The organism is Trinickia sp. Z7 (assembly GCF_056498045.1).
This window is the reverse complement of sequence record NZ_JAUEQW010000010.1, coordinates 101,103-117,408: the sequence shown is the minus strand read 5'-3', so window position 1 is coordinate 117,408 and position 16,306 is coordinate 101,103. Positions and strand designations below refer to the sequence as shown.

Genomic DNA, 16,306 nt, shown 5'->3' with positions numbered 1-16,306 from the left:
CAGCGTGCGACTCCTCGCGGTGCTGCCGCCCCGTTCGTGTGTCGGGCAAATTGTGTCTAATTGTAAAAGTGGTGGAAATAGGAAGAGCACCGCGGGTCCGTGCCGGAAATGTCTAGAAAGCGTGTAGGAATTTTTCCGACACGAGCGGCCGGCGGGCGTTTGCGGACTTTCGGCGCGTTCGGCGGCCACCGGCATGCGGGCATTCGCTGAAACGGCCGTCGTATCGATGCAAATCATTCTCACCGGCCAGCCGGCCGACATCTGCCCGCAACATATTCCGGGTAGCAAAAGCGCCGCGCCCGCTTTTTACCGGATTTCACCGTTGTGGTGAACCCGCGCTGTTTCGGCGTGTAACAAGGATTAAGGGTTTGAAAACCTGCTCTTAGCGGCGGGGTTGGCTCCCGATAATGGCAGGGCAGCCCAAAAGCCATCGGCGGCAAGGTTGCGCGCGCCGCCCACTGAAAGGAGATTGACGCAATGCGAATCGCTCAGATCGCGCCGCTTTACGAAGCCGTACCGCCGAAGTTCTACGGAGGCACCGAACGCGTCGTGTCGTATTTGACCGAAGCGCTCGTCGAGCTCGGACACGACGTCACGCTGTTCGCAAGCGGCGATTCGATTACGTCGGCGACGCTCGACGCCGCTTGGCCGCGGGCGCTGCGCTTGGACCCGACGATCCGCGACCCGCTCGCGCCGCACATGTTGCTGCTCGAAAAGGTGCGCCGGCTAGCAAGCCAATTCGACGTGCTGCATTTCCACCTCGACTATTTGCCGTTCTCGCTGTTCGCGGATGCGGCCGCGCCGTCTTTGACGACACTGCATGGGCGACTGGACTTGCCCGAATTGCAACCGGTGTTCGACACGTTCTCGCAAGCCAACGTCGTGTCGATCTCGCAGTCGCAACGCGTGCCGTTGCCCCAAGCGCGGTGGTGCGACACCGTCTATCACGGGCTGCCCGAACACCTGTTGACGCCGCAACCGCATTGCGAGCCCGAATACTTGGCTTTTCTCGGTCGAATTTGCCCCGAAAAGCGCGTCGATACCGCAATCAAAATCGCGGCAATGAGCGGCTTGCCGCTCAAAATCGCGGCCAAAATCGATAAGGTCGATCGCGATTACTTCAAGCAACAGATCGAGCCTCTGCTGTCGCAGGCGCATGTCGAGTTCGTGGGCGAAATCGACGAGGCGCGCAAGCCAGAGTTCTTGTCGCGCGCGAAAGCGCTACTCTTTCCGATCGATTGGTGCGAGCCGTTCGGCTTGGTGATGATAGAAGCCATGGCGTGCGGCACGCCCGTCATCGCATTCAATCGTGGCTCGGTGCCGGAGGTGATCGATCACGCGGTGACCGGCTATATCGTGGAGGACGTTCAGGGAGCGGTCGCGGCGCTCGAGCGCCTGCCTGAATTGTCTCGAGAGGAAATTCGCGCGCAGTTCGAACGGCGCTTCACCGCTCGGACGATGGCGAGCAACTACGTGAAATGCTACGAGACACTGCTCGAACAAGGCGCCGGACGCCCGAAGTTGCGCAGTGTGGCAGCGGGATAACCCGAATAAAAAGTGAATGGGGAAGCGCGAAAAAACCGAATGAAGCAATACGCTCGCGCAACCTCACGCGAATCAATTCGTCGATAAATCCTATTCGCATAGCCGGCCGCCTGCTCGCCGGGCCATGCGACGAGCGCGCCGGGCGGCACGCTCGCGCACACGTCAGCAAGCGAATTACTGCGCGATCAGAAACCGATCTCGGTTCTTGCCGGCAATCCATTTGGGCGGCTTGCCCCGGCCGCTCCACGTATTGCCCGATTTCGGATCTTGGTACTTCGGGGGCAGCGGGGTTTTCTTCGCCGGGGGGCGGCCGCGCCGCGGCGCTTCGGCGAATCCCAAGTCGCTGGCGCCGAGTCCGAATTCGGCGATCTTTTGTTTGATTTCCGCGATCACATTGACGACTTCTTGGCGGCGCGCCTCGTCGGCCTGCGCCTGCAACTTTGCGATCTGAGCCTTGAGCTCTGCGTATTGGGACATCGTGGTCTCCCTTGATTGAAAAAGAGTTTGTTCGGAGGTTAGTCGGAACTTTACCGGCTGGCAATGCCGAATTTACCCGAGATTGAGCGAGATGGAATCGTACGATAATTCTTAAATGTGTGTAGACCGTGCGAAAAACCTCATTAGCGGTCCAATAGCCGCCCCTCGCCTCCGAGCCTATTGCTCCGAATGGGGAAGCGGGCGCGCTGCGCGACCTCTCGGAGGGAGGCGTAAAAGCGAGCGCATTGGCCATTTGCATGGCGATGTGCGCTTTCGGTCATTCGTTCACTCCGCGATTCGTTGAAAGGGAAACGCCATGAAATGTCGGTGGACCGTCGATCCGAATACCGCGCCAGCGCGGCGCCGTCCGCTTCGCCGTGCGCTCTGTCGCTCGCTGGCGCTCGCCGCTGCGGCCGCTTGCTCCGAAGCCGGGGCTGCTCAGGCCGCCTCGCCTCTGCACGAAACCATCGTTTTCGTCCGTCACGGCGAAAAGCCGGCCCATGGATATGGACAATTGGACTGCCAAGGGCTTAATCGAGCATTGGCATTGCCTGCCGTTATCGCAGCGAAGTTCGGTATACCCGATGCCCTTTACGCGCCCAATCCATCGATCCGAAAACCGGACGAAGGCGTGCCATACGACTATGTCCGTCCACTCGCGACGATCGAACCCACGGCCATTCAGTTCGGCATGCCCGTCGATACGAGCTACGGATATGCCCAAATCGATGCGCTCGAAAAGGCGCTCATTGCACCCGAACGACGGGGCAAGCTCGTGGTGGTAGCGTGGGAGCATCATGAGATCGAAGCGCTAGTGCGCCGGATCATGCAGCAATACGGCGGCTCGACGCAGAGCGTGCCGCATTGGCGAAGCGGCGACTTCGATGCGATATACGTCGTCAAGCTCGATTGGGCTGCGGATGGCGCCACGCCGAATGCGGCGTTCACGCTCGATCGCGAAGGCCTCGATGGACGCCCCAAGGACTGCCCGTGCGCGGCGCTGCCCGACGCGCCCGCACCATCGTCAGCGATCGCCCCCTAGGCCCTGCACGCGTCACTTTAGAAAAACAGGTCGCCGAGGTTGATCACGACACCATTGAGAAAGCAGTAGACCGCGTGACCCTGCGTGAGCGCATCGGACTGCTTGCTCGACGGTGAGGTTGACTTTGGCCTACGTCATCGTCTCGAGATCCTTTAACTCGTGACAGATATATCCTACATTCCCGCAAACGCAACCTCATCTTGTTAGATATGCCATACAGTGCGCCGAGCGCGTCCAGCGCCTTCCCTATCCTGTTTGCTCCGGATTTCGGAGAAGCCTTTCGCCGCGAGCGCAAGGCCCAAGGCCGCACGCAGCAATGGGTGGCGGATAAGGCGGGTGTGGCGCGCTTTACGATCACGCAACTGGAGTCGGGCCAGAACGTGGGGCTGCATCACGTCCTGGCCGCGCTGACAGCGCTTGGAAAGGGGCTTTCCATCGTATCGGTTCGCCCGGACTACGACCAGCTCAAGGAGATTTTCCGTGACGACGAATAGGGTGCGCGAGCTGATGCAGGGCGGTTTTCGGTGGCGCCGCCCAAGGTGTTCAGCCGACCGCGCGAAGCCGCTCGAGATGAGCCAACGCCGTTGCGCTAAAGGGTTGCCAATTGCCAGCGGCGAACGGGCAATGAAGGGAGAGGCCGGGCCGTGCGTATTAAGAGGCGGCTAGCTCATCCGTCATCGAAAACAACTTGCGCAGATGATGCGCGACGCCCGCCTCGAAGTTGTTGCCGATGCGCGGCACGGACGGGAGCCGCGCCATCAAATCGGGATTGGCATTGTTCATCATGAACGGGTGTCCCGCGGTTTCGAGCAAGTCGATGTCGTTCATGTTGTCGCCGAACGCGACGCAGTGTGCGGGGTGCAGCTCGAGACGGTTGAGCACGAATTGCAGCGCGCGTCCCTTCGAAACGTTCGACGTCATCACTTCCAAACAATCGGGAAGCGAATAAGTCACGTAAAGCGCATCGCCAAACGCGCGATCGAGGCGCTCGGCGATGAGCGCGAGATCCGCGGGATCGCCGATATAAAGCACCTTCGCGATGTCTGTGCCGTCGTGCGCCTGCAGATCGACGATTTCATAGCGAAAGCCCGAATCCTGGTGGTAAGCGAGCAACTGGGGCGCGTCGCGATCGATGAGCCAGGCGTCGTCAGCGAACAGATTGACGATCACGCGGCCATGCTCGCCGACGATGCCGGGCTGCACGAGTTGCTTCACCGCGTCGGCGCAAAGGTTGCGCGAGTGGATCAACGTGTCGTCAGGCGCGTGAACGCGCGCGCCGTTGGATGTCACGAGATAAGGACGAATGCCGAGCACGTCGCGAATGCCCGCGACATCGCAGTAGTGGCGCCCCGTGGCAATCACGAATTGGACCCCCGATTGCTCGAGCCGGCGCACCGTAGCCACCGTGAACGGGTCCAATTGATGATCGCTGTTGAGCAGCGTGCCGTCGAGGTCGGTAGCAACGAGCTTGTACATGGAAAAGGCCGGGCGATGTTTTTCGAGGAAGGCGGCGCGATGAATCGCGCGGCAATTGCTCCGTCATTTTAGGCCGCTTAACGAAACATCGCGCGCCGCGCGAGTTCGAGCGCGCCGTGCGCCGAGTCGGCCAGCGGCGGACGCAACCGGGACCGGTGCGATGCCGGGACATAGCCCGCTAGGGCTGCGGCGAGCCCGCCGCATAGCGCGACCGGCATCGCGCCGAGCGGATCCAAAGCATCGACGAGCTTCGCAATGTCGGCTCCCGCCTGCGCCAGCAGCGCTGCCGCGAACGGATGGTCGCAGTGTTCGAGCACGATGGGCGCCAAACCGGCGTAATCGGTCTGCTTCGCTTCGCAGAGCCAGACCACGAGCGCATCGCGATCGGCAGCGCCGATGTGGGCGAGCAGCGCATGCGAAAAAGCATCGGCGTTCACCCGCCCATCGAGTGCTTGCTGGGCATGGACGATTGCGCGCAGCCCGAGCCGTGCGCCGCTCGCTTCGTCGCCCGAAGGAAATCCGTAGCCGCCCGCGATGCGGCACACGCCGCTTTCACCGAGCGCGGCCGCGATGCTGCCCGTGCCGACCGCGACGATGACGCCCGCTTCGCCCCCATGCGCGCCGAGCACGGTGGTGTAGGCATCGCTTTGCACATCGAGCCTGGCAACATGAGGCGCGCGCGCCAAGAACGCCGCAAGCCAATCGCGGTTGTTCACGCCCGCGAGCCCGCAGCCGAGCACGCAGTGCCGCCATTGGAGCGCCAGCCCAGCCGAGGCGAACGCCTGCGCGCACGCCCCTTCGATGGCCTGCCACGCACGCTCGACACCGAGCGCGAGGCCCGACGGGCCACCCGCGGCCTGCGCGAGTTCGACGCCGCGCACATCGGCCAGCACGACGCGCGTGCCGGTGCCACCGCCGTCGACACCGATCAGAAATTGCGTTGTTTCCATGCTTTTCACCCGCGGCGCCGAGCCGCATCCTCAATGTTCGGTTGGTTCACGCCGACCGAGAGATTATCGGCTTCGCGCGTCCCCGCCAATTCTCCGATCGGCCTAGTGCCGCTCGATGGGCGATCCGCTATCCTTGCGAGCAATTCGGCCCCGCGCACGATTCGATTCGCCGGGGCTCTCGACACGGACCAACCAGCCGGCAAGCGAAAACACTTGCACGCACCGGCGAACGGAGGCATCCATGACGGAACGTTGCAACTGGGTAAGAACGCCGGCAGACGAGCATTACCACGACACCGAATGGGGCGTGCCTTCGCACGACGATCGTCATCTGTTCGAGATGCTCGTCCTAGAAGGCGCGCAAGCCGGCCTGTCATGGTCCACCATTCTGAACAAGCGCGAGAACTATCGCCGTGCGTTCGATCATTTCGACGTCGAAGCGGTCGCGCGCTTCACGCCGGCAAAAGTCGAGGCTTTGTTGCAAGACCCCGGCATCGTGCGCAATCGCGCCAAGATCGAAGCGGCCATCGTCAACGCGCGGGCCGTCTTGACCATTCGCGCCGAGCACGGCTCGTTCGCCGATTTCGTGTGGTCGTTCGTCGACGGCAAGCCCATCCAAAACGACTGGACGCTCTACAAAGAGCACGCGCCCGCCTCCACGCCGGAGTCCGACGCGCTGAGCAAAGCACTCAAAGGCTACGGCTGCAAATTCGTCGGCTCGACGATCTGCTATGCCTTCATGCAAGCAATCGGGATGGTCAACGATCATCAAACCAATTGCGCTTCGCGCGCGCGTTGCGCCGCGCTGGCCTCGCGACGCAGCAAGCGCAAGAGCGGCTAGCGGCGCAGGGCCGGGAATCCCCGCGTGTCGCGCGAGCAACACTCGGAAAAAAGTGCTTGATTACACGTCTTGGTCTAGGGAATATCCCCGAAAAGCTGCAATTTCGCCCGCCATCGCCGTTATAGCAGTCACGAGCAACAACATCGCCGCTGCCGATAGACAGCAGACCAAGATCATGAAGAACCTGCATTTCCTGACGCACCAGGACCTATTCGATCACGCCGTCGATCATCTTTTCGCGCAACGGCAAGCGGCCTTGCTGCCGCGCGGCGGCGGCGCTTACCACGGCTTTCGCGGCGGCTGCCCGATCGGCAGGCTGATCCATCCGCGCGATTACATGACTTCGATGGAAGGCGTGCCGGTTCGCTACATCGACAAACCCGCCACGACCGTTCCCGCCTACATGGACGCCGGCGTCGCGGCGCTGAAGAAAGCACTGCTCAAGGCGCGCGTGAACATCTACGATCCGACGACGGTCGACCTACTGAGCTGCCTGCAGAACGTACATGACGCGTTCGGCGTCTGGGAATGGCACGAACGGCTGTTGTCCGTCGCACGCCAATTCGGCCTTTCGGCCACCCGGCTCGAAAAGCACGCGGCCTAAGGGCTCGTCTCGCTGCTTGCATGCCAGGCTTGCGCTCGCGCGCCGATAGCGCGCAAGCGCGGCGTGATGCCGCGCAGGCCATGGCATCGCAGCCAGCGCCACCAAAGCAAACGGCGGTGTCGCTTCTTTCGAAGCACACCGCCGTTCGTTTTTTACAGCCGCGCCGCCCCAGGGACAGCGCCGTGTAGCGTTTAGTGCAGCTTCTTCGGCAGCATTTGGCTGCGCAGGCGCTTGTGCAGGCGCTTGACCGCAGCAGCCTTCTTGCGCTTACGAACAGCCGTGGGCTTTTCGTAAGACTGGCGTTCACGCAGTTCGGCGATCAGGCCGTTCTTTTCGATGGCGCGACGGAAGCGGCGGATCGCCACTTCGAACGGCTCGTTTTCCTTCAGAAGAATGGTCGTCATGGATTTCCCAAAGTTACGTTCAAATGCGTAGCGCGCTTTCGCGCACGCGCCGGTCCGCTAGAGGCCACCACCCAACCGTACGATAGACGGCGCGGACACTGCCACGTTCGGACTGGCCTAGAAAAGAGAGAGCGGAGAGTTCACCGCGCACGCCGGCCGGCTACCTTACCGACGCCGCGTTTGACTGCCGGAGCTGAACCTGCCCGTGCCGCTCGCGAAGTGACCGCGAGCCCGCCGCAGGACGACCGATGATGCCTGGCCGGTGCAACGAAAGGGCAGCAGATCTCAAATGAAAACGGCAGCGATCTCAATTCGACCCGAGATGATATCAGGTAAACCGCGAGCGGGCCACTTTTCGCGTCGCCCGATTGACCGGGCAACGCCGAAACAACAGCCAAATGCCGCCCTCGCCGGCACTTTTCGCAAACGTTTTGTTTTTCCCAAAACCTTTCCACACAAGGCTTTGCAGCCGTTTCCGGCCTCTAGGCACACGAATTCCTCGTTCGGTCCCTAAAGTTTTTTCTCGGCCTCGCCGACAACCAGGACAGGCGGGCAGCGCCATTCGCGAAAGCGCGACGCCGAACCCCGAACCAGCCTAGTCCCTGGACCGTTTTCCAAACGAGGAAGCAAAATGCTGAACATCAACACCAACATCCTGTCGTTGACGACGCAGACGAACCTGTCGGGTTCGCAAAGCGCGCTGTCGCAAGCCATCAACCGCCTCTCGTCGGGCAAGCGCATCAACACGGCAGCGGACGACGCCGCCGGCCTCGCGATCGCCACGACGCAAACGGCGGCGATCAACGCGCTGAACCAAGGCGTGATGAACGCCAACAACGGCATCTCGATGGTGCAAACGGCTTCGGGCGCGATCTCCGCTACCGTCGCCAACTTGCAACGTATCCGCCAGCTCGCCGTTGAATCGGGCGACGGCTCGCTCGGCACGGCGGCGCAAGCGAACCTGCAAACGGAAGTTTCGACCCGTCTGACGGAAATCAACCGCGTCGAATCGCAAACGTCGTTCAACGGCCAAAACGTGCTGAGCGGCCTGGGCAGCGTGAACTTCCAGGTCGGCGCGAGCGCCAACCAAACGATCACGGCGAGCTTCGGCACGACGGCATGGACGACGACGGGCCTGGGCGTGTCGGGCGTGGACATCTCGTCGACGTCGGGCGCGCAAAACGCAATCACGGCGATCGATGCGGCGCTTGCTCAAGTGAACAACTTCCAAGCAACGCTCGGCGCAACGCAGAACACGTTCCAAGCCGCAATCACGAACACGCAAACGCAATCGACGAACCTGTCGGCCGCCAAGTCGCAGATCGAAGACGCGAACTTCGCGGAAGAAACGGCGAACCTGTCGAAGGCGCAAGTGTTGCAGCAAGCTGGTATCTCGGTGCTCGCACAAGCGAACTCGCTGCCGCAACAAGTGCTCAAGCTCCTCCAGTAATACGGTCGAGCACCGCGTGGCGCGCCGCCGTTCGGGCCGCCATGCAAACGAAGGCGGTGCATGCGGTACACGCCGCAAGCATCGGCTTCGCAGCCACTCAGCAGGATCCGCGAACGGGAGGCATGCCTCCCGTTACGCGCTCACAGACGGCCGCATGTTTTATCAGACGGCCATCGCATGACACTGTATTGAATATTGCGCAAGCAAACGGAGCCAGGCATGAGCACGACAACGAGCACGTCTTCGCTGCTGCAACAAGCAGCGCAATCGATCTTGAGCGGTGCGACCAAGTCCACGCTCGACGTGAACTCGCTCGTCTCCGCGCTCGTTACCGCCAAAACCGCGGCGCAAGCCACGACGCTGTCCAATCAGCAATCGAGCGACAACACGACGCTCTCGGCGATCGGCCAGATGAAATCGGCGCTCACGGCGCTGCAAAATTCGCTGACCTCGACCGGACTTTCCGACGGCACCCTCTTCAGCAAGCTCGGCGCGACCTTGAGCGGCACAGGCATCACCGCGACGACTTCGACGGGTGCGGCCGCGGGCTCTTACTCGGTCAGCGTGCAAAACATCGCCACCGCAAACCAAATTTCGTCGGGCGCCTATGCGAGCGGCGCCACGCTCGGCACTGGCACCGTCACGATCGGCGATGGCTCCAACTCGATGACGGTCAATCTCGATTCGACCAACAATACGCTGTCCGGCCTTGCCGCGGCGATCAACGCGTCCTCGAGCAACCCCGGCGTGACGGCATCGGTCGTGACCGCGACCGACGGCCAGCACCTCGTGTTGACCTCGACCAACACGGGCGCGGCCAACAAGGTGACGATCGCCGCCGGCGCGGGCGTCGATACGGGCTTGAACACGGCTAGCTTCAAGCAAGTGACAGCCGGCCAAGACGCGCAACTCACGATCAGCGGCAATGCCGTCACGAGCGCAAGCAACAATGTGACGGGCGCGTTGTCGGGCGTGACGCTGAGCCTCACGTCGGCCTCGGTCGGCACCACGCAAACCCTGACCGTAGCGACGGATACGTCTGCGATCACCAACGCAATTCAGGGCTTCGCGAATGCATACAACGGCTGGATTTCCACGCAGAAATCGCTGTCCTCGTACGATCCGTCGTCCTCGACCGCGGGCCCGCTGCTCGGCGACGCGATGTTGAACTCGGCCGTCAACGGCATTGCCTCGATCATGGCAAGCGGCGTGACGGTGGGCAGCACGACCTACAGCATGGCCCAGATCGGCCTGAACCTGAACAACGACGGCACGCTCACTTTCAGCTCGTCGACGCTGCAATCGACGCTCACCTCGTCGCCGACGATGGTGCAAAACCTGTTCAACGGCACGAATGGCATCGGGGAACAGCTCAATACGTTCATCAACTCGTACACCGAATCGTCGGTGGGTCAAATCGATCAGCGCTCGGCGTCGATTCATTCCGATTTGACGAGTCTCACCCAGCAGCAGTCGTCGTTGACGGCCTACCAGCAGACGCTGACCGATCAATACAACGCGCAATTCACGGCACTGAACAATTTGATGTCTCAGATGCAGAACAACACGCAATATCTGAATCAATTGTTCGGCGGCAACGGCGCCACCGGTACGCTGAATAAGGCGTAATCGTTAAGCCCTGACGGAAACATGAAAGGCAAGAGATGATCTCTGAATCGCTCGCGCGCGCCTACGAACTGACGCGCGCACTCGTCGTCGCGGTGGAATCGGGGGACTGGCAGTTGGCGTCGGATCTCGTCGAAGAGCGCTCGCCATTGATCATGGCCCTCGGGCGCGATCAAGACGAAGCGTCGCTCACGACGATCCGAGCCATTCAAGAAATCGACGCGGCCATCATGAGCCGCGCGCACACCGCGCATGCCGCGATCTCGAATGAGTTTTCCGACGCCAAGCAAAGGATCGCCGCGGCCGGCTTTTATCAATCCACGGGGCAGTTGCGCTGAGACCAGGCGGCGTGAGCGAAACGAGCCAACGCCGCGATTTCGAATAACCAAAAACAAGCCGCATCTGTCAGATGCGGCGCTGTACGCTAAAGCCGCGGCAACGCGGCTTTTTTATTGACGCGTCGGTTAGCGCAAATTGCGCCCGAATCGGCGCGTTGTTCGGGCAATAGCGAGCGCGCGAGGCCTGGCACACTAGCCTCTGGCCGCCGCTTACCCTTACGAACACCGACACGCGCACCGTCGACGGCGCTTCATTCCAACGATCGAGACTCCCCCATGCATCCACCGTCGAGCACTCCCACCGGACCGCGCCGCATCGAGATTCGCCAGATTTTCTATTCCGAGGCGACGCGGCAGCAGCTCGACCCCGGCTTCATCCCGCTGGACAATTGCGGCCAGCGGCCCGATTGGCGCGAATATTGGCCGATTCGCGGTTTTCTGCAGCGGCACACGCTCGACGAAAACACGCTCTATGGGTTCTTTTCGCCGAAATTCGGGCAGAAGACGACGCTCACTTCCGCCGCCGTTCTCGAGTTTCTCGCTACCGTTCCGCGCGATGTCGATGTCGTCGGCTTTTCGCCGTTCTTCGATCAGGGCGCCGTTCATCTGAATACGTTCGAGCAAGCGGCCACCAATCATGGGAGCAGTTGGCCCGTATTCGAGCAGGCAGTGGCGTTCGTCGCGCCGGGCCTCGATCCGCACATCGTCGTGATGGATTCGCGCCATAGCATCTTCTGCAATTATTTCGTGGCGACCGCCGCGTTTTGGCGGCGCTGGCTGGCCGTGAACGAAGTGTTGTTCTCCGTCGCCGAAGCCGGCACGAGCGCACTCGCGCAACTGCTCAATGCACCGCTTCCCTATGCGAACGGCTTCGTGCCGGCCAAGGTGTTCGTCCAGGAGCGCGTCGTGTCGCTCCTATTGCTCGGCGAGCGGCATTGGCGCACGAGGCACTTCGACCCGTTGCGGCTGCCGATGTCGGGATCGATCGTCAGCCCTTATCCCGCCGATCTGCTCGTGCTCGATGCGTTGAAGACGGCCGCGATTGAAACCGGTCACGACAATTACCTGAAGCTGTTCCAGCAAGTGCGAAACACCTTGCTCGATACGGCGCGCCGGGCGAACGGGATGCAAGCGGGACGCAGTTGAGCGCTGCGAGCGCGATGCGCGCTGCGCTCGCCTTAGTATCCATTCAAATGACAGTGACGCCGGAAAACGACCGATAACGACCATTCAAATGGCAGCTATGCACTGCCCAACCCGAGGCCGAACCGGGGACAAATAGCTACGAAGCTTCGGCACACGCTCGCCACATCCGCTCGAATTCACCTTCGAGCGTGCGCGCAAAGCTAGCCGGGCTGCACAGCGTCGAATTCAACACACGCTCGCGCAACCCGCTGCGCAATGCCGCCAGCGCCGGCCGCTCGCGCGCGCAGGCAACGGCGCGGGCCACGTAGGCGTCGTCGTCGGCCGCGATCCAATCGCCGAGATCGACGCTATGGAGCACGCTTTCGCACAAGTGCCCGAGGAAGCGATCGCCATGCCGGCACAGCACCGGCACCCCCATCCACAAACTTTCGGCTGTCGTCGTCCCGCCCGGATACGGAAAGGGGCTCAACGAAATGTCGACGCGGTTGTAAGCGGCCAAGTAGTCCGCCCGCGGCGATGGGCCTTCCATCACCAAACGATCGGCCGCGACGCCGTGCGCGGCAAAGCGTGCAAGCGTGGCCGTGCGCTGCGCTGGGTCGGCGAGTTGCTGGGCTTTCAAGAACAGCTTCGCCTCGGGGACGGCATGCAAAATGCGCGACCATACCGCCACCACGCGATCGTTGACCTTCACGAGATCGCTGAAGCAGCCGAACGTCAGGGGACGCGCCGTATCGCCGAGCCGCGCTGCATCGATTTCGACGGCAGGCTCGGGCGGGGTAAAGCACAGATAGCCGTGCGGCAACCGCCATGGCCGCTCGACGAAGTGCTCGGCTTCCTCGGGCGGCAGCACCCATTGATCGCCGATCACATAGTCGATGGCCGGCAATCCCGTCGAAGCGAAGTAGCCGATCCAACTCGCTTGCACCGGCGCAGGCTTCCACGCAAATACGGGCAAGCGATTGCTGTCGGTATGACCCGACATGTCGAGCAAGATATGCACGCCGTCGTTGCGGATCGCCGCCGCCGCCGCTTCGTCGGCGAGCCCGACGAGCGAGCGCCATTGCGCAAAGCGCGGCTTCAGCCGCTGCGTCAGTGCGTCCTCGTAAGGGCGCGTCGAATAAGCGAACAATTGCACGCGCGCGGGATCCAAATGCGCCAGCACGCTTTCCAGGAAGAATCCCACCGGATGCGTGCGGAAATCGCCCGATACGAACCCGATGCGCAACGCAGCGTCCGGGGTTCTATCGACGAGCCAATCCGTGAACGGTCGCGCTCGTTCCCCCGCGAAACGGCCGAATGCGCGCGCCTCGGCCAAGTAATCGCGCGGCGCGACATCTTGGGCGAAGCTCAACGTAAACAGCAGATTGCTCCATGCCTCGCCCCATGACGGGCGCAACGCGAGCGCCTGACGAAACGCCTCGATCGCCGCTTTGTGCTCGCCCGTCTCGCGCAACACGATGCCCAAGTTCAAGGCGACTTGCGGCTCGTGCGGCAGCAGCGATCGTGCTTGCAGATAGCAGGCGGCTGCATCGGCCAGCTTGTTCTGCGTCTTCAGCGCATTGCCGAGATTGTTGTACGCCTGGCCAAAGCCCGGCTGCAGCGCAATCGCCCGGCGGCAATGATCGGCGGCCGCGTCGGCTTCGCCGAGCTCGCGCAGCACGTTGCCCAGATTGCTGTGCGCTTCGGCGAAGTCGGGATTGATGGCAAGGCACTTGCGAAAACTCGCCGCGGCCGCGGCAGGCAGGCGCATGTCGAGCAACGCCATACCCAAGTTGTTGTGCGCCCGAAAATGATTCGGATCGAGCGCGACCGCCTGCTCATGGCTTTCGACCGCGGCGGCTAGCTTGCCCCAGCTTCTGAGCGCGCAGCCGAGATTGTCGAAGTACACGGCCTGAGGGCTGATCTCGATCGCGCGGCTGATCGAATCGAGCGCATCGGCATAACGCGACTCCTGCATCGCGACGACGCCGAGCAGATGCCAAGCATCGGCATGCCGCGGCATGCGTGCAAGCGCAGTCTCGTAGCGAGCGCGGGCCTCTTGCAAGCGGCCGCTACGATGATGAACGAGACCGTCCTCGACGAGTGTGTTGGCATCCTGATCGATTGCCATCATGCCGCGATCTCCTTCAATTTCGTTTGCCACATTTGCTCGATCGCCGTCATCCAGTTGCCGGCGAAGCGCTGCGCGTCGGCAAGCGGCGAGCGCTCCACGCGTTCGCGCAAGCCTGCGCGCAGCGCGGCCAACGCCGGCAGATCGGTCGTCGCGGCGACAGCGCGCGCCACGTAGTCTTCGGTATCGGCTGCGATCCAGTCCGGCAGGCCGACCGTCTCGAGCACCAACTCGCCGAGGTGAGAAAGGAAGCGGTCACCGCGCCGCGTCAGCACCGGCACACCCATCCATAGCCCTTCGACGCTGGTCGTGCCACCGGGATAAGGAAACGGATCGAGCGCGAGGTCGACGCGGTGATACGTCGAGAAATATTGTTCGCGCGAGGACGGGCCTTCCAGTAGCAGACGCGATGCATCGATGCCGTATGCCGAGAACCGGGCGAGCGTATCGCGCAGGATCGACGGTTCGCCGAGCTGATGGTTCTTCAGCAGCAAGCGCGAACGCGGCGCGGCGTGCAGAATTCGCGACCAGACCTCGAGCACCCCGTCGTTGAGCTTCTTGTGGTTGTTCAAGCAACCGAACGTGAAGCCATCGTTACCGAGCGCGGGCAGCGAACTCACCGCGATCGCTTCGCTCGGCAGCGTGAAGCACAGGTAGCTGTCGGGCAAGCGCCAAATGCGTTCGGTGTACTGCGCTTCCTCGCCGGGCGGCACGACATGGGGATCGGCCAGCACGTAGTCGATCTCCGATAGGCCCGTGGTCGCGAAGTAGCCGAGCCAACTGATCTGCAACGGGGCGGGCTGCCATGCGAACATCGGCAGCCGGTTGCGCCCCGTGTGCCCCGATAGATCGACGAGCACGTCGATGCGATCGTCGACGATACGCCGCGCGAGCGCGGCGTCGTCCATTTCGGCCACATGCCGCCACAGCGCGAAGCGCGGCTTGATGCGGGCCGTCAGTTCGTCGCTATGCAACGCGTTAGAGTAGGCGATCGGCTCGATGCGGCTGCGGTCCAGTTGCGCCAGCACCGATTCGAAGAAGTAGCCCACCGGGTGCTTGCGCAAGTCCGCCGACACGAAGCCCACGCGCAGCGCGCGGCCCGTATGGGCGCCATCGGCCAAGACGGGCCACTGCGTATAGGGCGTCGCGCGCGCACGCATTCTTTCGCCGAAGTACCGGGCATCGGCCAGGTGTGTCTCAGGCGACCAACGCGGCACGTACGATTGCCCGAACAGCACGCACGTATGCGATTCGCCGAAGTCGGGGTTCAAGGCAAGTGCTTCGCGATAGCAAGCGAGCGCGGCGTCGGGCTCGCCGAGATCCGCGAGGATCGTGCCGAGGTTGTTTTGGAACGAGGGCGTGTCGTTGCGCAGTTCGATCGCGCGGCGCGCGTATGCGAGCGCGCGCTCGGGCGCGTTCAAGCGCCGCAGTGCATTGGCGAGGTTGTGATAGGCGTCGGCAAAATCCGGGGCGAGCGCGATCGCGCGCTCGTAGCACGGCACCGCCTCCGGCACGCGCCCGGCGCCGTTCAGCGCGTTGCCTAGCGTGTTGTATGCCTGCGCCGATGCGGGCGTGAGTTCGGCGACGCGCCGATACGCTTCGATCGCGCCGGCGATATCGCCGCGGTGCATCAGGATGCCGGCGAGCTTGTCGTGAGCCGCGGCCAACTGCGGCGCGAACTTGACGCTTTCGCGCAGGCATTCGAGCGCCGCATCGCCGTGGCCCTTTGCCTGCAAGGCCACGCCGAGGTTCAAGTGGGCTTCGGCAAAGGCCGGCTTCGCTGCGATCGCCTTGCCGTATGCGGCAATGGCGGCATCCAGTTGCGCCACGTCCTTCAACGCATTGCCTAGGTTGTTGTACGCCTCGGCATAACCAGGCTTGAGTTCGATCGCGCGAGCGCAGCTCGACATTGCCGCGGCGGCGTCGCCGGTTTCCCGCAGTGCGTTGCCTAGGTTGTTGTGGGCTTCTGCATAGTCGGGCTTGAGCGCTACGGCACGGCGATACGCGTCGACCGACTCGGGTAGCGCCTTGGCCTCGCGCAGCGCATTGCCGAGATTGTTGTAGTAGATCGGGCTCGGCGCAAGCGCGATCGATTCGCGCATCAGCGCGACGCCGGCTTCGCTCTGCCCGATCTGGCACGCGAGCAGCCCCATGAAGTGCAGCGCATCGGCGTGCTTGGGCTGCTTGGCGAGGATGCGCGCGTACAGCGCTTTGGCATCGGCAAGCCGCCCTGCCTGGTGATGCGCCAACGCGGCGTTGAGCCACTGGGCCGTGTTTTGCATGATCGATCCGGTTAT

At 62.6% G+C, this 16,306-nt stretch carries 15 protein-coding genes; 9 read left to right on the top strand and 6 right to left on the bottom strand.

The genetic code is table 11. The features are described from left to right. Window positions 1–477 precede the first annotated feature (477 nt). Window positions 478–1,545, top strand: a complete 1,068-nt coding sequence (locus QQS38_RS17830; protein ID WP_479646686.1) for a glycosyltransferase family 4 protein — start codon at window positions 478–480, stop codon at window positions 1,543–1,545. Window positions 1,546–1,719: 174 nt separating this feature from the next. On the opposite strand, the gene QQS38_RS17825 is transcribed toward QQS38_RS17830, so the two are convergent. Next, a complete protein-coding gene (locus QQS38_RS17825) occupies window positions 1,720–2,022 on the bottom strand; it encodes an H-NS histone family protein (RefSeq protein ID WP_277430739.1) in 303 nt (100 codons plus the stop codon). Window positions 2,023–2,569: 547 nt separating this feature from the next. Here QQS38_RS17825 and QQS38_RS17820 point away from each other — a divergent pair. Continuing rightward, the gene (locus QQS38_RS17820) at window positions 2,570–3,064 is read left to right on the top strand and encodes a histidine phosphatase family protein (RefSeq protein WP_479646685.1); all 495 of its coding nucleotides are present in this window, start codon (window positions 2,570–2,572) and stop codon (window positions 3,062–3,064) included. 209 nt (window positions 3,065–3,273) lie between these two features. Further along, complete coding sequence (locus QQS38_RS17815) at window positions 3,274–3,558, top strand: helix-turn-helix domain-containing protein (protein WP_479646759.1); 285 nt, start codon at window positions 3,274–3,276, stop codon at window positions 3,556–3,558. A 157-nt stretch (window positions 3,559–3,715) separates the two neighbouring features. Here QQS38_RS17815 and QQS38_RS17810 read toward each other — a convergent pair whose 3' ends face one another. After that, on the bottom strand, window positions 3,716–4,540 hold the full coding sequence (locus QQS38_RS17810) for a Cof-type HAD-IIB family hydrolase (RefSeq protein ID WP_479646684.1): 825 nt from the start codon (window positions 4,538–4,540) through the stop codon (window positions 3,716–3,718). 77 nt (window positions 4,541–4,617) lie between these two features. After that, window positions 4,618–5,490 (bottom strand): glucosamine kinase nucleotide-binding domain-containing protein, encoded by an 873-nt coding sequence (locus tag QQS38_RS17805; RefSeq protein WP_479646683.1) that lies wholly within the window; start codon window positions 5,488–5,490, stop codon window positions 4,618–4,620. Between the two features lie 241 nt (window positions 5,491–5,731). Between QQS38_RS17805 and QQS38_RS17800 the strand changes: the two genes are divergently transcribed. Further along, a complete protein-coding gene (locus QQS38_RS17800) occupies window positions 5,732–6,331 on the top strand; it encodes a DNA-3-methyladenine glycosylase I (protein WP_479646682.1) in 600 nt (199 codons plus the stop codon). A gap of 175 nt (window positions 6,332–6,506) precedes the next feature. Further along, the gene (locus tag QQS38_RS17795) at window positions 6,507–6,935 is read left to right on the top strand and encodes a hypothetical protein (RefSeq protein ID WP_479646681.1); all 429 of its coding nucleotides are present in this window, start codon (window positions 6,507–6,509) and stop codon (window positions 6,933–6,935) included. A gap of 191 nt (window positions 6,936–7,126) precedes the next feature. Here the strand turns inward: QQS38_RS17795 and rpsU are convergent, their stop codons facing one another. Then, window positions 7,127–7,339 (bottom strand): 30S ribosomal protein S21, encoded by a 213-nt coding sequence (gene rpsU / locus QQS38_RS17790; RefSeq protein WP_006401410.1) that lies wholly within the window; start codon window positions 7,337–7,339, stop codon window positions 7,127–7,129. 631 nt (window positions 7,340–7,970) lie between these two features. Between rpsU and QQS38_RS17785 the strand changes: the two genes are divergently transcribed. From QQS38_RS17785 to QQS38_RS17770, 4 genes are all read left to right on the top strand, one after another. Then, window positions 7,971–8,789: a flagellin domain-containing protein gene (locus QQS38_RS17785; RefSeq protein WP_479646680.1), complete on the top strand. Its 819-nt coding sequence runs from the start codon at window positions 7,971–7,973 to the stop codon at window positions 8,787–8,789. Between the two features lie 219 nt (window positions 8,790–9,008). Further along, window positions 9,009–10,418 (top strand): flagellar filament capping protein FliD, encoded by a 1,410-nt coding sequence (gene fliD / locus QQS38_RS17780; protein ID WP_479646679.1) that lies wholly within the window; start codon window positions 9,009–9,011, stop codon window positions 10,416–10,418. Between the two features lie 35 nt (window positions 10,419–10,453). After that, on the top strand, window positions 10,454–10,753 hold the full coding sequence (locus tag QQS38_RS17775; RefSeq protein WP_479646678.1) for a flagellar protein FliT: 300 nt from the start codon (window positions 10,454–10,456) through the stop codon (window positions 10,751–10,753). Window positions 10,754–11,029: 276 nt separating this feature from the next. Further along, window positions 11,030–11,899, top strand: a complete 870-nt coding sequence (locus QQS38_RS17770; protein ID WP_479646677.1) for a hypothetical protein — start codon at window positions 11,030–11,032, stop codon at window positions 11,897–11,899. 136 nt (window positions 11,900–12,035) lie between these two features. Here the strand turns inward: QQS38_RS17770 and QQS38_RS17765 are convergent, their stop codons facing one another. Both QQS38_RS17765 and QQS38_RS17760 read right to left on the bottom strand, forming a co-directional pair. Next, window positions 12,036–14,012, bottom strand: a complete 1,977-nt coding sequence (locus QQS38_RS17765) for an O-linked N-acetylglucosamine transferase, SPINDLY family protein (protein ID WP_479646676.1) — start codon at window positions 14,010–14,012, stop codon at window positions 12,036–12,038. After that, entirely contained in the window at window positions 14,009–16,291 is a 2,283-nt protein-coding gene (locus QQS38_RS17760; protein ID WP_479646675.1) for a tetratricopeptide repeat protein, read from the bottom strand. Before QQS38_RS17760 ends, QQS38_RS17765 begins: the two co-directional genes overlap by 4 nt. Between the last annotated feature and the right edge of the window lie 15 nt (window positions 16,292–16,306).